This is a genomic window from Streptomyces sp. NPDC058239 (genome assembly GCF_042882185.1).
Classification (GTDB): Bacteria; Actinomycetota; Actinomycetes; order Streptomycetales; family Streptomycetaceae; genus Streptomyces.
Map to the genome: position 1 here is coordinate 114,593 of NZ_JBHVWS010000022.1, position 16,640 is coordinate 131,232.

A 16,640-nucleotide genomic window follows, 5' to 3' on the forward strand; every position below is an offset into this window, starting at 1 on the left:
TCGCCTGAGTTCACTGTTCAGTTCTCAACAAAAGCCAGTCGCTCCCCGACAAGCGCGGTAATCCCTGGTGAGAGGGGTTTTCTCGTCCTCACGAGACCCGCCGGGCGCTCTGTGGTCGTGCATGCCGCACCAAGCAGGCACAGCAACGTACGTGACACCCCGTACGACTTGTCTGGAGGAGTGCCGTGCTCTGAGTCTGCACAGTGCCACCTTGGCTAGTCAAGCCTTCTCGTCTAACTTGTACGGAGGAGCTAGAGCAGAAGGGTTGGAGATGCCCGTGCGACGCGGAATGACCAAAGCGCAGGAGATCGCGGCTGACCTGCGCAGGCAGATCGAGCAGGGAGAGCTAGCCCCTGGGGCTGTGCTACCTAGCGAGTCGCAGTTGATGAGCCATTACGGCTACAGCCGCGAGACCGTACGCGCCGGCGTCCGGGCCCTTGTTGAAGAGGGCTTGGTCGTCACCGGGTGGGGTCAGGGAAAATACGTCCGCGAGAACTACCCACCTGTGGTGTGGAACTGGTCGACTCTGGAAAGTCGGAGTCGCCACGAGAACGCCATCGACGGTCAGACGGCGGGTGACCAGTGGGCAAGCGCCATAGCGCTAGATGGGCAGTCCCCTCGGCAGGAGATCACCGTCTCCATCGTCGAGCCGCCCCCACACGTCCGTCATGCGCTTGCCCTGCCTGATGGTGGCCTGGCTGTGGCCCGCAAGCGGATTCGGTACGTCGACAATCGCCCTTACGCACTCGCTGACTCGTACTTCCCCCAGGAACTCGTCGCCGGAACGCTCCTCATGGAACCGCGCGACGTGGCGGCGCCCGGTGGCGTGCTCGCATCAGTCGGCCTCATCCAGATCAAGTACAGGGATGAGATCGCAGTGCGGATGCCGACACGGCATGAGGCGGAACTCCTCGCCCTGCCTGCGGCGACACCGGTAGCCGAGCACACGCGAACGGGCTACGACGCGGACGGCAAGCCGTTGCGCTGCATGGTCACCATCCTCCCCGGCGATAGGCACAAGATCCTCTATGAAGTCGACACCGACTGAGTACGTCCGCCCGGCACGGGCGGCGGATGTACAGGCCCTCATGGCGCTCAGAACCGAGGCTGAGGGATGGCTGGAGTCCAAGGGGACCGACCAGTGGAGCGACCCGGAGACGGGAGCTAAAGCCATCACGAAGTGGCGGGCATCGATCGATGAAGGGCGCGCATGGGTCGTCGTCGATGACTTCGACACGGTCTTGGCGACCGTCAGCAGGGGCCCCATCGACCGCGATTTCTGGACTGACGACGACCGCCCAGAAACGGCGTTCTACCTCTACAAGCTGATCGTCGCCCGCCGTGCAGCGGGGCGACGACTCGGTGAGCGCCTGGTTGATTGGGCTTCCAATCTGGCAGCCCTGGAGGGGCGCGACTGGGTGCGTATAGATACGTGGCGCGCCAACAGAGGCCTGCACAGCTACTACGAACGCATCGGCTTCGAGCACGTGCGGACAGAGAGCCCACGGCATCGGCGTTCAGGGTGGCTAGCACAACGTTCAGTCACTGCGCTGACCCTCCCCGATTCACCCTTGGCAGTAGGGCAACGGGGGCTCGGAATTCCGGGGGCGCGGCCAACCTGTGGCCAGGTTCCCACCCAATTGAGCACACCGCGCAGCGAATGACCTGCTCAGGCTAGGTATTGACTACGCAAGACGACCGGTCTTGAAAGCCGTCACTGTGCGAGCGCGGCAAGAGTTTCCCTACTCCATCAAGTAGGCGGAAACCAGCCGAACTGCCACCGCTGCTGGATTGGCCGGGTGCACTCAGCGCAGCGGCTGTCATTAGCTGAAGCAAGCCGAGCTGAACCCTGAAGGGCGGACGCGCGCCGGCCACAGATCCCCTGATGCAGGCTCAAGGCAATTACGCCGTACGCCTCCGATTGCGCGAAGAATGCTCTAGCCTGACTTGGATGACCGCTAGTGGTCATGACACTTCTAGGGGGGATTGTTATCAGCTCTTTTATGGAGCCATTCTCTAGCCACTGGAGAATGTCAAATAAGGGACTATCGCAAGCGCTCAAAAACTCGCTTGTAGTGATCGACTCTAGCGTACTGCTGGACTTGTACAGAGTAACGCCGACAGCGAGGGGAGAAATGATTGAGAGTTTGATCACTGCAAAGGAAAACATCTGGATTCCGCATCAGGTTGCGCTTGAATTCCATCGGAACAGAATCGAAGCCGCACGCGATCAAGTTGCCTTCTACGATGAGACATGCAAGTCGCTGGAGACAGCGCAAAATCAGGCGCTTCAACAGCTCAATGAGTTTGCGAATCGCTCAGCCCTTGACGAGGCGGAGAAGCGTGCACTTAAAGTTCCGCTTGAGGATGCCTTCCGGACAGCCATTGGCAGAGTCAAATCTCATCAAGGCGTCTTTGACCTGACCATCGGCAGGGTGCTCAATAATGACCCTGTACTGGAGGCGTTGGCAGAGCTTCTCGACGGGAGAGTCGGCCAGCCTCTATCTGAGAGCGACAACGAAAAGGCGCATGCAGAGGCTGCTCGCAGGAAAGAACATAGGATACCGCCAGGATACAAAGACAGAGCTAAAAGAACTAATCCTCACGGAGACTACCTATGGTGGGAGCAGGCTCTCGTGAAGGCCGTTGAGGTGCGTAAGCCGGTTCTTATTGTCTCTAACGACGAGAAGGAAGATTGGATCAACAAGCGACTCAACTTCTCTCTGGGGCCGCGCGAAGAGCTGGTCGAAGAAGTAAGGAGGCGTGTCGATGTGCCTTTGCGTATCGTGAATTTCGCCACCTTCTTGGAGGCTGTAAAGTCTGGTACTGCAGTCTCGGTTAGTCGCGAAACCCTATCGCAAGCAAAGAATGCGGGACGACAAGGTGAGCGGTCATCTAGGCGCATCATTGTCAGCCGCGAAATTGTTGCTAATTTTGAGGCGTTCGTGGTCGGAGCGATCGACAGCCGGGGGCAGGAGTTGGAGAATGCCATCGCAGAGCGAGCCAAGGTTGGAGGTGATCCAGACTTGGAAGGCGTGGTAGAAAGTAACATTGCTCGTCACAATGATGCGGTTGCGATGTACCGAGACTGGCTTGCACAATTGCGAGAGGCTGTCGAAACTGCGCCTAGCCTCAAAGGTGATCTGGCACTGAAAATCGAAAGTGTCTCCTTGCGGAATACGCTTCTTCAGCGCGTCCTTGAGGCGCGGCAGGAGGGCGGAGAGGGCCGATGAGCTCGATTGAGCGGCTGCACCACCGCTCGTTGTCCTGTTCTTTGTCCAGTTCGCTCACGCCCGCCGTGGTTCACCGCCGTACGCCGCCCCTCTCTTAGCTGCCAAGTGGCCGTCCAGGAACGCTGACGAACGGCCACTCGCACAGTTGGAAAGCGTGTTGGGGGCAACCCCTCACGAGTTCGAATCTCGTATCCTCCGCCATTGCTCTCACCGGGCAATACGTCGAAGGCCCCTACCGCTCGCGGTAGGGGCCTTCGACGTTCTCCGGACCGGTTTCCGTCTCGGTCGAGCTCTGCGGAATCGTCGGCGGCTTCTCGCCGATGCGGGGCCTGATACCCGGCCGACACAAATCCGCGCGGTGCTGGATGCACGGCCCTGATCAGCTGGATGCGGTCCTCTCACAGGCTGGGACACGTACGCGGTTCCTCGTGTACGTCGGGCCGTGAGAGGTGGTTGTCGGTGGATGCTCGTCGGATACGTGCTGCTGCGCCGGGCGGGGAGGAGCGGACCGGGCGGGCCCGTCGTGGCGCGGTGTGGGCTTCGGCCGCGGTGCTTGCCGTGGTCGGTGCCGGCGGCTGGCTGGGGCTCACCGGTGGAGGCCGGGGCAACGGCTCCGCGCCGGTCTCCGAGGCGGCGGCCGTGGCGGACCGGCTGGAGCTGCCGTGGCCGCAGGAGGGCCAGACGAGCATCGAGGTGGAGGGCGTCGGCAGCCTGGGCAGCAAGGGCGGACAGGAGCCGGTGCCGATCGCGAGCGTCACCAAGGTGATGACCGCGTACGTGATCCTCAAGGAACATCCGCTCAAGGACGGGGAGAAGGGGCCGCAGATCACGGTCGACGAGGCCGCCGCACAGGAGGCCCACTCGCTCACCGAGTCCAGCGCCCCGGTCCGCGAGGGGCAGCGGCTCACCCAGCGCAAGCTCCTGGAGCTGTTGCTGCTTCCGTCCGGCAACAACGTCGCCCGGCTGCTGGCCCGTTGGGACGCGGGAAGCCAGGAGGCGTTCGTGGCGAAGATGAGCCGTGCCGCCGCCGGGCTGGGGATGACCCGGACCACGTACACCGGAGCCAGCGGTCTTGAGGCCACCACCAGGAGCACCGCCGACGACCAGCTCAAGCTCGCCCGCCAGGTCATGAAGGACCCGGTGCTCCGCGCGGTCGTCGCCATGCGCGAAACGACCGTCCCCGGGGTGCCCGGCACGATCACCAACTCCAACCAGCTCCTTGAGAAGCCCGGGGTGATCGGGCTCAAGACCGGGTCGGGCACCGCCGCCGGCGGCAATCTCATGTGGGCCGTCGAGGTGAAGTCCGGCACAGCACGGCATCTCGTGCTCGGTGTCGTGCTTGGGCAGCGCGCCGACACCACGCCCGCCGAGGGCCTCCGGGCCGCCCTGGAGAACAGTGGCCGGCTGGTCGACGCCGTACAGAGGGGCCTTCCCGCTGTCCTCGCCCATCGCGATGGCAAGCCGGTGCGGTCATGACCGCACCGGTCGAGTGCACGGGCCGCGAGGCCGGAGCGCGACCGGGAACTGGCGCGGGCGGCACGGGCACTTGGCGGCGCGGGTGGCCGATCGCCGCGGCCGCCGTGCTGTCCGCGCTGGTCATGGTCGGGCACACCCGGATGCCGAACGGGTTCGGCAACCCCGGCAGTCTCCTTGAGACGTTCCTGCCCTGGCTCGGGGTGAGCGTGCCCGTGCTGCTGGCGCTGGCGGCAGTGCGGCGGTCGGCAACCGCCGGTGTCGCGGTGCTGCTTCCGGCCGTCGTCTGGTGCTCCCTGTTCGGCGGCATGCTCATGGACAAGCGGTCCGCCGGCGGGGATCTGACCGTGGTCAGCCACAACGTCAACGACGAGAACCCCGACCCGGTCCGGACCGCGCGTGACCTGGCCGCTTCGGGCCCCCAGTTGCTCGCCCTCGAGGAGCTGACCTCGCACACGGCCCCCGTGTACGAGCGCGCCCTGGCCGACCCGTATCCGTACCACTCGGTGCAGGGCACGGTCGGGCTGTGGAGCAAGTACCCGCTGCGGGATGTGGAGCCGGTCGCGATCATGCCGTGGACCCGTGCCCTGCGGGCCACTGCCGATACCCCGGAGGGGCCCGTCGCCGTCTATGCCGCCCACCTCGCGTCGGTACGGGTGCTCCCGAGCGTGGGCTTCACCACGGCGAGGCGTAACGAGGCGGCCGTGAAGCTGGCCGATGCCGTACGAGCCGAACCGCTGCCCCGGGTCGTGGTGGTGGGCGACTTCAACGGCACGACCGACGACCGTACGCTGCGGCCGGTGACCTCTCAGCTACGGTCGGCCCAGGAGGAAGCCGGTGACGGCTTCGGCTTCAGCTGGCCCGCGCCGTTCCCGGTGGCCCGGATCGACCAGATCCTGGTGAAGGGCGTCACACCGGTCTCGTCCCGGATCCTGCCGCCCACCGGGAGCGATCACCTGCCGGTCGCGGCCGCTCTGCGCCTGTGAGGGGGCGGGCGGTGGTCACCTCCTTGCACAGCGGAATACTCTCGGGCATTTCGGTACCGATCGACCTTCAGGTGACGTGATGCAACAGCACGACCGTGACGCGGCGGGACAGCAGGACGGCAGCCCCGGCGGCCCCACCCCTGCCTCCACCGCCGGCCCCATCCCCGATTCCGTCCACGTACTGCTGGTCGAGGACGACGAAGCGATCCGCAGGTCCGTCGGGATGGTGCTGGACCGCTACGGCTATCAGGTCTCGGCGGCGCCCGACGGCCTGACGGGCCTTGAGATGTTCCGGGAAGGACAGTACGACCTGCTGCTGCTCGACATCATGCTGCCGCACCTCGACGGCATCGGACTGTGCCGCAGGATCCGCGAGTCGAGCCAGGCACCCATCCTGATGATGTCCGCCCGCGGCGACGCACTGGACGTGGTGGCGGGCCTGGAGGCGGGCGCCGACGACTATGTCGTCAAGCCCGTCGACACCACCGTCCTGCTGGCGCGGATCCGCACCCTGCTGCGCCGGGCCACCTTCACCCGGCCCCCCATGACCGGCAGCCGACCGGCCGACGACAGCCTGCTCACCTTCCGGAACCTCGACATCGACACCCGCGGCCTGGAGGTGCGCATCGACGGCCGGCCGCTCGCGCTCACCCCGACCGAGCTACGACTGCTGCTTGAATTCGTGGCCGCGCCGGGCGTCGCCCTGCAACGGCAGACGTTGCTGCGCAAGGTGTGGGACTACGGCTGGGACGGTGACAGCCGGGTGGTCGACCTGGCGGTGCAGCGGCTGCGCAAGAAGATCGGCGCCGGTCACATCGAGACCGTCCGCGGTTTCGGCTACAGGTTCCGGCGCTGAGATGCGACAGACGACCGGACCCGCGCCCGGCACCCACGCCGACCGCACCCCGTCCGAGGACGGTCCCTGCGGCGCGCTGCGGCGCCTCGCCGACCCGCGATCCCTGCGCTGGAAGATCGCTGCCGGGGTCGCGGCAGCGGCCTGTGCAATGGCGCTGGGCATCGGGGTCCTGGTCCACCGGACCACCGAGGCCCGCTCCATGAACATCGGCCGCGCCCACGCGGTGAGCGAACTGGAATCGGCCGAAGCCGAGTTCCGGGGCGCGCAGCCCGCACGACCGTCCCCGTCGGCGCCTTCCATCTACCTGATCGGCGACGACGTACCGGATCACCTACGGCACCGGCTCGACGCCGCGCCCACGTCCGCGCCCGTGACCTGGTACGACACCCGGAAGCCGGCCCAGGGGCCGCGGATGTGGGCGGCGGACCGCGTGGACGGCACAGTGCTGGCCGTCTGGGTGGACATGGGCAGCGAGCTGCGCAGTATCCAGGCCCTGGACCGGCACATGAGATACGCGGCCCTCGCCATGCTCGCCGTCGTCGTCCCCCTCACCGTCCTCGCCGCCGAACTGGTGCTCCGGCGGCTGCGCCGGGTCGCCGGGACCGCCCGCCGCATCAAACGCGGCGACCTGGACGCCAGGACCCGAAGTCGCGGCCACGACGAGATCAGCGAAATCTCCTCCGCCGTCGACCTCATGGCGGACGCTCTGCAGGACCGGCTGCGCAGCGAACAGCGCTTCACTGCCGACGTCGCCCACGAACTGCGCACCCCGCTCGCCGGCCTCGTCACCTCCGCCTCCCTCCTCCCGGAGAGCGAGGCCACCGGCCTGGTCCGCGACCGCGTCCAGGTGCTGCGCGCCCTCGTGGACGACCTCCTGGAGATCTCCCGCCTGGATGCGGGCGTCGAGCAGGCCGACGCCCAAGCGGTGCCACTCGGTGAGCTGGTGGCGGAATCCGTACGCCGCACGGGCCTGGAGACGCGGGTCACGGTGACCGGTCACCCGGTCGCCGAGACCGACCCGCGCCGCCTCGACCGCATCGTCACCAACCTGATCCTCAACGCCCACCGCCACGGCGCGACGCCGGTCGAGGTCACGGTCGAGGGCACGACCATCGTCGTACGCGACCACGGCCCCGGCTTCTCCCCGGACCTCCTCGCCCACGGACCCCAGCGCTTCCGCACCGAAGCTGCCGAACGGGGCCACGGACACGGCCTCGGCCTCACCATCGCCCTCGGCCAGGCCCACGTCATCGGCGCCCACCTCACTCTGGCCAACACCACCCCCTACGGAGCCGTCGCCACACTGGAACTGCCCCGCCAAGCGGACCCATCAGCAGTCTGACCGACGGCCGACGGAGCGGCAGGCCCCCTCCCGATCTGCTCCGTGGTTGCAGTTCCAGTTGCGTTCGCCCACGTACAGCACCGTTCGGAACCCACGGACAAGCCCTTGGAAAGCGTGTTGGGGGCAACCCCTCACGAGTTCGAATCCCGCGCTCTCCGCCATTGCTCTCACCGGGCAATGCGTCGAAGGGCCCCACCGCTCGCGGTGGGGCCCTTCGACGTTCTGTTCGTAGGTGCGGGGCATGCAGTCCCCGGTAGTCCTTCTTGGTTCCACGAACTTTCAACCGTCGCTGAACGTTCCGGGATCGAGAGGATCTGCCGGGGGCCTGGCCAGAGCCAACGAGAGGGTCACTCGGTTCGGCGAACGTCTCCGCCGACGGTGCGGCTCGCTCTGGTTTTCTGGTGTATTGAAGATTGTCCTCCCTATTTCTCCCGGGTCAAGGGTTTTCGTGCCATTACGGACAAAACTTCAGGTTTCGACGCGGCGGGGCTGTGGCGGGTCCGGGCTCCCGGGCTGGAGCACACCACCGTCACCTGCCGCCGCTTCATGGCCGAGGAGGCGGCCGCCGATGTCGTCGGCGGCCTGCGCTCGCTCCTGGCCGGATGACCGACCGGATGACCGACGACAACCGGGTGGGACCAGAAGCCCGTCGGCCGAGGCCGGTGCGTCCCGAAGCGGCGCGCGCCGATGACTCCTTTGGTCCTTCATTGCTCGCGGAACCACAGCGGCACTCGCAGGCTGAGGCGGGGGTACTACCGGAAGGGCGGCCCCTTGATGAGGCTTGTCGTCGATCTCAATCGGTGTCAGGGGTACGCACAGTGCGCCTTCCTCGCACCCGATGTCTTCGCCATGCATGGCGAGGAGTCGCTGTTGTACAACCCGCACGCCGACGAGACGCAGCGGGAGCAGGTGCTTCGTGCCGCCACTGCGTGTCCGGTGCAGGCGATTGTGGTGGACGACGTGAGTGATGCGTCGGCCGCGGAAGACGGCGCTGGGCGAGAAGGGCTGTCCGGTGTCCGGTGACGGTGCTCTGGCGTGGCTGAGGCGCGAGGGACGAATCGTGATCGTCGGCGCTTCTCTGGCCGGTCTCCGGGCTGCGGAGACCCTGCGGAAGGAGGGCTTCACCGGTTCGCTCACGCTGATCGGCGACGAGCCCCACGAACCGTACGACCGGCCGCCGCTCTCCAAGCAGGTCCTGCTGGGCCACGCGACCGCCGATCGCACCGCGCTGCCCCGGCACCGGGCGATCGACGCGCACTGGCGGCTCGGTGTCGCCGCCACCGGGCTGGACATGGCGGCCAGGCGGGTGCGGCTGGCCGACGGGGACGAAGTGGAGTACGACCGCCTGCTGATCGCCACCGGCGTGCATGCCCGGCCCTGGCCGCACGAGTCCGAGGCCGAACTGGACGGGGTCTTCGTACTGCGTACACGGGACGACGCGGCCCGGCTTCAGCGGCGGCTGGCGGCATCGCCCCGCCGGGTGCTCGTCATCGGCGCCGGATTCACCGGTTCGGAGATCGCTTCGGCCTGTCGCGAGCGCGGGCTGCCGGTGACCGTCGCCGAGCGCGGTGCGGCGCCCCTCGTGGGTGCGCTCGGCGGCGTGATCGGCCGGGCGGCAGCGGATCTGCAACGCGAGCACGGCGTGGACCTGCGCTGCGGAATCATGGTCACGGCCCTGGAGGGCGACCCGCCGGGGCGCCTGCGACGCGCCCATCTGTCCGACGGCACCACCATCGACACGGACGTCGCTGTGGTCTCGCTCGGCGCGACGCGGAACACCGAGTGGCTGGCCGGATCCGGGCTCGGCGCCGGACCGCGCGGAATCGCCTGCGACGCCGGATGCCGGGCCTTCGACGTCCGCGGGATCGTGACCGACGACGTCTTCGTCGCCGGTGACGTGGCGCGGTCCCCGCACGCGCTGTTCGGGTACCAGTTCCTGTCGCTCGAACACTGGGGCAACGCCGTCGCACAGGCCGAGACCGCGGCGCACAACATGATCAGCAGCAGCTCGGAGCGCCGCCCGCACCTGTGGGTGCCGGCCTTCTGGTCCTCCCAGTTCGGGGTCAACATCAAGTCGGTCGGCGTCCCGTCCCTGGGCGAGGAGGTCATCGTCGCCCAGGGGTCGCTCTCCGACCGCCGCTTCACCTGTGTGTACGGATACCAGGGCCGTGTCATCGCCGCTGTCACCTTCGACCAGACGAAGTGGCTGGAGTTCTACCAGCGGCAGATCGAGTCGGCTGCGCCGTTCCCGCCCGACTACCCCTCGGTGGACCGCCGTCCCGAAGGTCTGCGGCCGGTCCCGGCCGAATTCCCGGACCCCTCCCTGCCCACCCACGGGCCGTCCGTCACCGTGAGCGGCTACTCACCGACCGACCAGCGGATCACCTTCGTCCCCGCACACGCCTGATCGCACCCGGGAAAGCCCGCTGCCCCACGCCCACAAGGACGCCACCATGACGCAAGCCACGCTCCTGCGGCAGATCATCGACTACTCGAGCCGCGCCGACCCCTACCCGCTGTACGCCGAGCTCCGCAAGACGCCGGTGCTTCAGGAGGGGGACGAACTGTTCGTCGTCAGCACGTACTGGGAGATCAAGAGTCTGCTGCACGATCCGCGCATCAGCTCGGACGCCCGCAACCTCTCCCCCAGTGCCGCAGGCACACTCCTCCAGGAGGAGGAGGCGTCGGCTCTGCCGCCCGCCTTCCTGAGGCTCGACCCTCCCGAGCACGACCGGCTGCGCCGTATGACGATGCGCCCGTTCGGGCCGCCGGAAACGCCACGGCGGGTCCACAACATGCACGGCGAACTGGCCCGGATCGTTTCCGACCTGATCGACGGTTTCGGGGACCGGAATCAGATCGACCTCGTCGACGACTTCTCGTACCCCTTTCCCGTCACCGTGATCTGCCGGCTGCTCGGGGTTCCGCGCGAGGACGAGGCGCTCTTCCACTCCTGGGCCGACACCATCGCCGCCGGCCTCGACCCGGACCCCGGCCAGGACCCCGGAGAGCGGCGCCGCGTCACCCAGCAGGCCCGCACCGAACTGGGGAAGTACCTGTCGGGGCTCATCGACGAACGCAGCGGCGCACCCGGCGACGACATGCTCTCCGCGCTGGTCACCCAGCACGGCCCGGACGGGCAGATGACCCGGATGGAAGTGCTCAGCACGGCCGCCCTGCTCCTGATCGCCGGCCACGAGACCACGGTCAACCTCATCACCAACGGGATGCTCACCCTGCTGCGCAACCCCGACGTTCTGGAGCGGCTGCGGGGCGACTTCGGGCTGGCGCTCCCGATCGTGGAGGAACTCCTGCGCTTCGAGCCGCCCGTGCAGTTGCTTCCGCAGCGCACCACGCTCGCGGACATCGACATCGGCGGCGTCACCATCCCCAGGGGCGCCTCCGTCTGGCTCGTCCTGGCCTCCGGCAACCGGGACCCGCAACGGTTCCCCGACCCCGACCGCTTCGACCCCGACCGGAAGGACAACCAGCACCTCGGTTTCGGCAGCGGCATCCACAACTGCTTCGGCGCACCCCTCGCGCGCCTGGAGGCACAGCTCGCCCTGACCGAGCTCGCCCGCAGGCTCAACAGCCCCCGCCTGGTCGAGGACCCGCCCCCGTACCGGCAGAACGCCGTGCTGCGCGGCCCCCGCCACCTGAACATCGCATTCGACGGATTCCACGCATAGGGGGTGTGCCTGCCATGGTCCCCGCCGGGAACCGCCGACCATGATGGGCGGATGCCGACGCATGAACCGGACCGGCGCGACACCGGGCCCTCGCTGGAGCAGATCCTCGGGCTGATCGCCCCCGGAATGCTCGATGTCGTCGTGGCGCCGCGCGGTACCGGCGTGCCGGTGGCCGATGTGGTGCTGCACGATCCCGGTGAGGAACGGGACGACAATGCCCGGGCGGCATCCGGGCTGATCCTGCTCGCCGTCGGTGTGGAGGTCGCCTCGCCCGAGGCGATCGACGTGCTGCGCGACGCCGACCGGGCCGGAGCCGCGGCCGTGGTCATGCGGCGGGGCAGTCGCGGGCCGCGGGCGGCCCTGGTGGAGGCGGCCGGTCAAGGGCGTACGGCGTTGCTGACCCGGCGGCCGGGGCACGGGTGGACGGAAGTGCTCGGTCGGTTGCGGACCGCTCTGGTGCACAGCGCCCCGGCCTTCTCCGCCATCGAATCGGCCGGCCCCGACGGGGTGGGCGGGCTCCGGCTCGGCGATCTGTCCGGGCTGGCCAATACGGTGGCGGACCTGGTCGGCGGTGCCATCACGATCGAGGATCCGCAGTCTCGGGTGCTGGCCTACTCGCGGATGGACCACGAACCCGATCCGATGCGCCGGCTGACGATCCTCGGGCAGGAGGTCCCTCGCTGGCGGGTCGACGAACTGCGCGAGAGCGGCTTCTTCCAGGCGCTGTGGAGCACCGACGACGTGCTGCGCCGCCCCGCCGACGACCGGTCCGCCGAGCGGCTGGCCATCGCCGTGCGCCACGGGTCCGAGGTGCTCGGGTCCATCTGGGCCGCCGCCGACGGTCGGCCGCTGGCCGAGGGTGCGGCGGCGGCGCTGCGCACGGCTGCCCGGGCCGCCGTACCGCATCTGTCCCACCATCGGACGTGGGGCCGGGCGGCGGCCAGGGCGCGGGAGGAGGCGGTGCACGCGCTCCTGGACGGGGCCGCACACGCCTCGCAGGCCGCGCACGATGCCGGGATCGCGGCGGACCGACCGTACGCGGTGATGGTGGCGGAGGCGTACGACAGCCGGGCGGGCGGCGCCGACACCGGCACCGGCGCCGTGGTCGGCGCCGAGCAGCGGGTTCTGGATGTGCTCGCGTTGCAGGCCACCGCGTACCGGCCGGGGTGCGTGACCGCGCGGTGCGGGCGGCGGCTGTACGTCCTGGTCCCTGCGAGCAACGGTGAGGCCGATCCGGCGCGCACCCTGCTGGCGACGGCCCGCTCGGTGCCGCGCAGTGTGGTGTTCGTGGGCGTCGGACCGTTGGCGGCGGACCTGTCGGGGCTGCCCGTGTCGCGGGAGGCCGCGGAGCTGGTGGTGCGGGTGCTGCGGGAGCGGGCTGCGAGGCTGCCCGTCGCGGAGGTGGTGTCGGCGGTGGCGACGTTCGGCGAGGTGGCCGCCGACACCTCGGTGCTCCGGGTGCTCGACCGGGTCGAGCCGCTGTGGAAGTCGCTGTCGGGGCCCGTGCACGCCATGGTGGAGCACGACCGCGCACACGGTTCGCAGTACGGCTCGTCGGTCGCCGCCTACCTCGATGCGTTCGGCGATACGGGCACGGCCGCGCGGCGCCTGAATGTGCACCCCAACACCTTGCGGTACCGATTGCGCCGGGCCCGGGAGCTGTTCGGCGTCGCTCTGGACGACCCGACCGTGCGGCTCCTCGCGGACATCGGGCTGCGCATCGCGGCTCGCGGAGCGCACGGGCCGAGCAGCCGTTGATCGTTGAGCTGTCCGGTGCGACAAAGGAATCGGGCAGGCATCGTCGTGTCGGTCGAAGACGCGCCTTCCCTTCCGCGTCGAAGCTGTTCCGTACAGCCGACGTGACAGATGGAGGGTTGTTGTTGTGGTTCACATGACTTCCGGTTCGGCAGCCCGCTCGGCGGCCGAGCAGCGCGGTACCCGGCGTGCGGCGGCGCTGGCGCGTGCCGTCGAGGACGGGCTGCTCGGTCCGCGCTCGCCCGTGGTCGGCCTGCTCGACGTGGACGGTGTGCTCGCCGCCGTCGACACGCTGAACGAGGCGTTCCAAGGACCCGCCCCGGTACGGCACACGTTCGCGGCCAAGGCGTGCGGCCTGGTGCCCGTGCTGCGGCTGCTCGCCGAGGCCGGGATGGGCTGCGAGGTGGCCTCGCCCGGTGAACTGGAGCAGGCGCTGGCGGCCGGGTTCGCGTACGACCGGCTGGTCTTCGACAGCCCCGCGAAGACGGTCGAGGAGCTGGAGTTCGCCCTCACCCATGGCATCGCGATCAACCTGGACAATTTCCAGGAGATGGCCCGCGTCGACCGTCTGCTGGCCGGGCGACCGGCCGCCGGGCCGATCGGGCTGCGGGTGAACCCGCAGGTGGGGGCGGGTGCCATCGATGCGATGAGCACCGCGACGGCGACCTCGAAGTTCGGCGTCGCACTGCGCGATCCGGGGGCGGTCGACGAGGTGATCGATGCCTTCGCGCGCCGGCCGTGGCTCAACCGCCTGCACGCACACGTCGGTTCCCAGGGCTGCCCCCTGCCGCTCATCGCCCAGGGCATCCGCGTCGCGTACGAACTGGCCGAGCGCATCAACGCACAGCTGGGCCGCGCGCAGATCACCGGGCTCGACATCGGCGGCGGGCTGCCCGTCAACTTCGACAGCGAGGACGACCGCCCGGCGTACGCCGATTACGTCACCGAGCTCCGCGGCGCCGTACCCGGTCTGTTCGACGGGCGCTACACCCTGATCACGGAGTTCGGCCGTTCCCTGCTGGCCAAGAGCGGAACAGTCGCAACGGTCGTGGAATACACCAAGTCGGCCGGGGGGCGGCAGATCGCGGTAACGCACGCGGGGGCCCAGGTGGCCACCCGTACGGTGTTCATGCCCGGCGCGTGGCCGCTCCGCATCGGGGTGTTCGACGCCGCGGGCCGCCCCAAGCAGGGCCCGACCGAGATCGTCGACATCGCGGGCCCGTGCTGTTTCGCGGGGGACCTGACCGCGACCGGGCGCGAGCTCCCGGTCATCGAGCCCGGCGACGTGGTGGCGCTCCACGACACCGGGGCGTACTACTTCTCGTCTCACTTCTCGTACAACTCCCTGCCGCGGCCCGCCGTGTACGGCTACCGGACGGATGCCGACGGGCGGGTGCACTTCGCGCTCGTGCGCGAGGCGCAGAGCGTGCGCGAGGTCGTCGAGGAGAGCGGCCTCGCGCAGGCGGGCGCACTGGTGGCCCTGCGCGCGGACTGATCGTCTCCGTGCTCGGGTACGCGGTCGGCGACGAGATCAAGGCGAGCAAGGAGGACTTCCTGCTGCTCGCCAAGGGGCTCTTTCGCGGAGATCGGGATCAAGTTCGTCCGAGCGTCGGCGGTCCTTTCCGGGTCAGGGCCTTCGGCCGAAGAACTCGACCTCGGCGACGGCCAGTCGACGGCCGGGACCCGCTCCATACGTGGCATCCGTCGTGAGGCGGGCCCGGACGATCTCCGAACCGCGAACATCGAAGGTCTGCTGACCTGGCTGGTCCTTGACCCTGATCTCCTTGCTGACCCGGCTTCCGTCGGCGGAGGTGAGCAGTACGGTGATCCTGGCCGGGCGGGCCTGGGTGAGGAACTCGTCCTGCTTGGCCGAAGTACCGGAGAAGACGACCAGCTTCAGCACTCGTACCGGCTGCTCGAAGTCGCACTCCAGGTACTGGCCCACACCGGTGTCGGGACCTGCGGCCGATGGCGCCCAGTAACGATTGTTGAAACCGTCGAACGCGGCACCCGCCGGGTGGCCCGGAGCCCTGCTGGAGGCCCGGAACCGGGTGGGCGGCACCGCCTCCGGTGTCCCGGTCTCGTCCTTGGCGAAGCCGAACCAGCCGGACACATGCGGCAGGGCGAACCAGACACCGCACGCCACCACGATCAGCACGATCGGAAGCGCCAGACCGGGGCGGCGCCACAGCCGACGCCGCGGCCGGGTTCCGGCGGTGGGCGCCTGACGCGGTCGCCTTCGGAGGATCCGACGCCACCAGGGGGGCCGGACCTCGGGCGGCGCACCTGGGTCCAGGAGCAGTGCGCAGCGGACGCACAGGGTGCGGTCCGGGGCGTTCTCCGTACGGCAGTTGGGGCAGCGAATGGGTGGGGCGGCGGGTGGACCCGGGGGCGTGTTCGTGGGTGCAGGCGGTACGTCGGGCAGCGCCTCGGGTCCCGGCACCGGCTCGTCCGGCTCGTCACCGGGGCGACGCGGGGCGGCCGCAGCGACGGGGGGTGGGGGCGCGGGCTGAGGTTGAGGCTGGGGCTGGGGCTGGGGCTGGGGCTGGGGTTGTGGCTGCGGCTGCGGCTGGGGTTGAGGCTGCGGCTGCGGCTGCGGCTGCGGCTGCGGCTGGGGTTGCAGCTGGGGCTGGGGTGATGGCTGCGGCGCGGGAGCAGGGCCGACGGAGGACGCCGAGGAACCCCCATCCGGCCCCTCCCACTCCAGGAATGCCTGGCACGAAGTGCAGAACTGCGTCCCCGGCGCGTTGCTCTGCCCACACGTCTCACAGATCACGAGACCTCCAGGTCGAAGCCCACATGCGCCGGTATCTCCGTACGGATCAGCTCCTCCAGCCGCACCCGGTCGACCTGGTACGGCTGCGAGGCCCGGACCCGGACCGTCACCCACGGCCGCGGGCCGCCCGGGAACTGTGTGTGCGGCGTCGACGACCACGCCGTGCCACCGCTCTCGACGATGTCCGGCTCGATGCCGGTCTCCAGGAACACCGCCTCCGCCAGCCCACGCCTGGTACCGCGCCTGCTGTGCCGTTCGACCGCGCCCCTTACCGCCGCGCGCCGCTGCTCGACCGGGTGGTCCGCGCGGGTGTCGACGGCCACCCACTGGGCCAGCCAGGCCAGGAAGTCCTCCGGCGCGCTGCGGGGGTCGAGGTGGGCGGGCAGATTGTCGATGGAGAGCAGGACCGGGGCGAGTACGTCGTCGAGTGCCGCGAGGAACCGTTGCAGGAAGTCCTGCTCCAGATAGACCGCCGGGAGCTGCTCGATCAGCGGATGCGGTGTCGGCAGGCCGGTCACGGCTGTACGCAT

General features: G+C 69.0%; 16 protein-coding genes. 14 read left to right on the top strand and 2 right to left on the bottom strand.

The window, feature by feature from the left end; all coding sequences use genetic code 11:
- Positions 1-289: 289 nt before the first annotated feature.
- The 13 genes from ACFVYE_RS23520 (at position 290) to ACFVYE_RS23580 (ending at position 14,829) form a co-directional block, all read left to right on the top strand.
- Positions 290-1,048 carry a GntR family transcriptional regulator gene (locus ACFVYE_RS23520; RefSeq protein ID WP_389607237.1) on the top strand — a complete coding sequence of 253 codons (759 nt, stop codon included), beginning with the start codon at positions 290-292 and terminating at the stop codon, positions 1,046-1,048.
- A 40-nt stretch (positions 1,049-1,088) separates the two neighbouring features.
- On the top strand, positions 1,089-1,664 hold the full coding sequence (locus ACFVYE_RS23525; RefSeq protein WP_389607239.1) for a GNAT family N-acetyltransferase: 576 nt from the start codon (positions 1,089-1,091) through the stop codon (positions 1,662-1,664).
- 366 nt (positions 1,665-2,030) lie between these two features.
- Positions 2,031-3,233, top strand: coding sequence for a PIN-like domain-containing protein (locus ACFVYE_RS23530; RefSeq protein WP_389607241.1), 1,203 nt, complete (start codon positions 2,031-2,033; stop codon positions 3,231-3,233).
- A gap of 459 nt (positions 3,234-3,692) precedes the next feature.
- Positions 3,693-4,709, top strand: coding sequence for a D-alanyl-D-alanine carboxypeptidase family protein (locus ACFVYE_RS23535; RefSeq protein WP_389607243.1), 1,017 nt, complete (start codon positions 3,693-3,695; stop codon positions 4,707-4,709).
- Positions 4,706-5,692: an endonuclease/exonuclease/phosphatase family protein gene (locus ACFVYE_RS23540; protein ID WP_389607245.1), complete on the top strand. Its 987-nt coding sequence runs from the start codon at positions 4,706-4,708 to the stop codon at positions 5,690-5,692. The genes ACFVYE_RS23535 and ACFVYE_RS23540 overlap by 4 nt, the downstream gene beginning before the upstream one ends.
- 79 nt (positions 5,693-5,771) lie before the next feature.
- Positions 5,772-6,548, top strand: a complete 777-nt coding sequence (gene cseB / locus ACFVYE_RS23545) for a two-component system response regulator CseB (RefSeq protein ID WP_383966130.1) — start codon at positions 5,772-5,774, stop codon at positions 6,546-6,548.
- Between the two features lies 1 nt (position 6,549).
- Positions 6,550-7,890 carry an ATP-binding protein gene (locus tag ACFVYE_RS23550; RefSeq protein WP_389607247.1) on the top strand — a complete coding sequence of 447 codons (1,341 nt, stop codon included), beginning with the start codon at positions 6,550-6,552 and terminating at the stop codon, positions 7,888-7,890.
- Positions 7,891-8,268: 378 nt separating this feature from the next.
- Entirely contained in the window at positions 8,269-8,496 is a 228-nt protein-coding gene (locus tag ACFVYE_RS23555) for a hypothetical protein (protein ID WP_383966124.1), read from the top strand.
- A gap of 168 nt (positions 8,497-8,664) precedes the next feature.
- Positions 8,665-8,913: a ferredoxin gene (locus ACFVYE_RS23560; RefSeq protein WP_383966121.1), complete on the top strand. Its 249-nt coding sequence runs from the start codon at positions 8,665-8,667 to the stop codon at positions 8,911-8,913.
- On the top strand, positions 8,903-10,297 hold the full coding sequence (locus ACFVYE_RS23565; RefSeq protein ID WP_383966179.1) for an NAD(P)/FAD-dependent oxidoreductase: 1,395 nt from the start codon (positions 8,903-8,905) through the stop codon (positions 10,295-10,297). Before ACFVYE_RS23560 ends, ACFVYE_RS23565 begins: the two co-directional genes overlap by 11 nt.
- A gap of 46 nt (positions 10,298-10,343) precedes the next feature.
- The gene (locus tag ACFVYE_RS23570) at positions 10,344-11,579 is read left to right on the top strand and encodes a cytochrome P450 (protein ID WP_383966118.1); all 1,236 of its coding nucleotides are present in this window, start codon (positions 10,344-10,346) and stop codon (positions 11,577-11,579) included.
- Positions 11,580-11,630: 51 nt separating this feature from the next.
- Complete coding sequence (locus ACFVYE_RS23575) at positions 11,631-13,337, top strand: PucR family transcriptional regulator (RefSeq protein WP_389607250.1); 1,707 nt, start codon at positions 11,631-11,633, stop codon at positions 13,335-13,337.
- A 133-nt stretch (positions 13,338-13,470) separates the two neighbouring features.
- On the top strand, positions 13,471-14,829 hold the full coding sequence (locus ACFVYE_RS23580; RefSeq protein ID WP_389607252.1) for a diaminopimelate decarboxylase: 1,359 nt from the start codon (positions 13,471-13,473) through the stop codon (positions 14,827-14,829).
- A gap of 132 nt (positions 14,830-14,961) precedes the next feature.
- Here the strand turns inward: ACFVYE_RS23580 and ACFVYE_RS23585 are convergent, their stop codons facing one another.
- Positions 14,962-15,492: a discoidin domain-containing protein gene (locus ACFVYE_RS23585; RefSeq protein WP_383966109.1), complete on the bottom strand. Its 531-nt coding sequence runs from the start codon at positions 15,490-15,492 to the stop codon at positions 14,962-14,964.
- 357 nt (positions 15,493-15,849) lie between these two features.
- On the opposite strand from ACFVYE_RS23585, the gene ACFVYE_RS23590 reads away from it, so the two are divergent.
- Positions 15,850-15,972 carry a hypothetical protein gene (locus ACFVYE_RS23590; protein WP_389607254.1) on the top strand — a complete coding sequence of 41 codons (123 nt, stop codon included), beginning with the start codon at positions 15,850-15,852 and terminating at the stop codon, positions 15,970-15,972.
- A 134-nt stretch (positions 15,973-16,106) separates the two neighbouring features.
- Here the strand turns inward: ACFVYE_RS23590 and ACFVYE_RS23595 are convergent, their stop codons facing one another.
- Positions 16,107-16,640, bottom strand: coding sequence for a phage tail protein (locus tag ACFVYE_RS23595; RefSeq protein ID WP_389607256.1), 534 nt, complete (start codon positions 16,638-16,640; stop codon positions 16,107-16,109).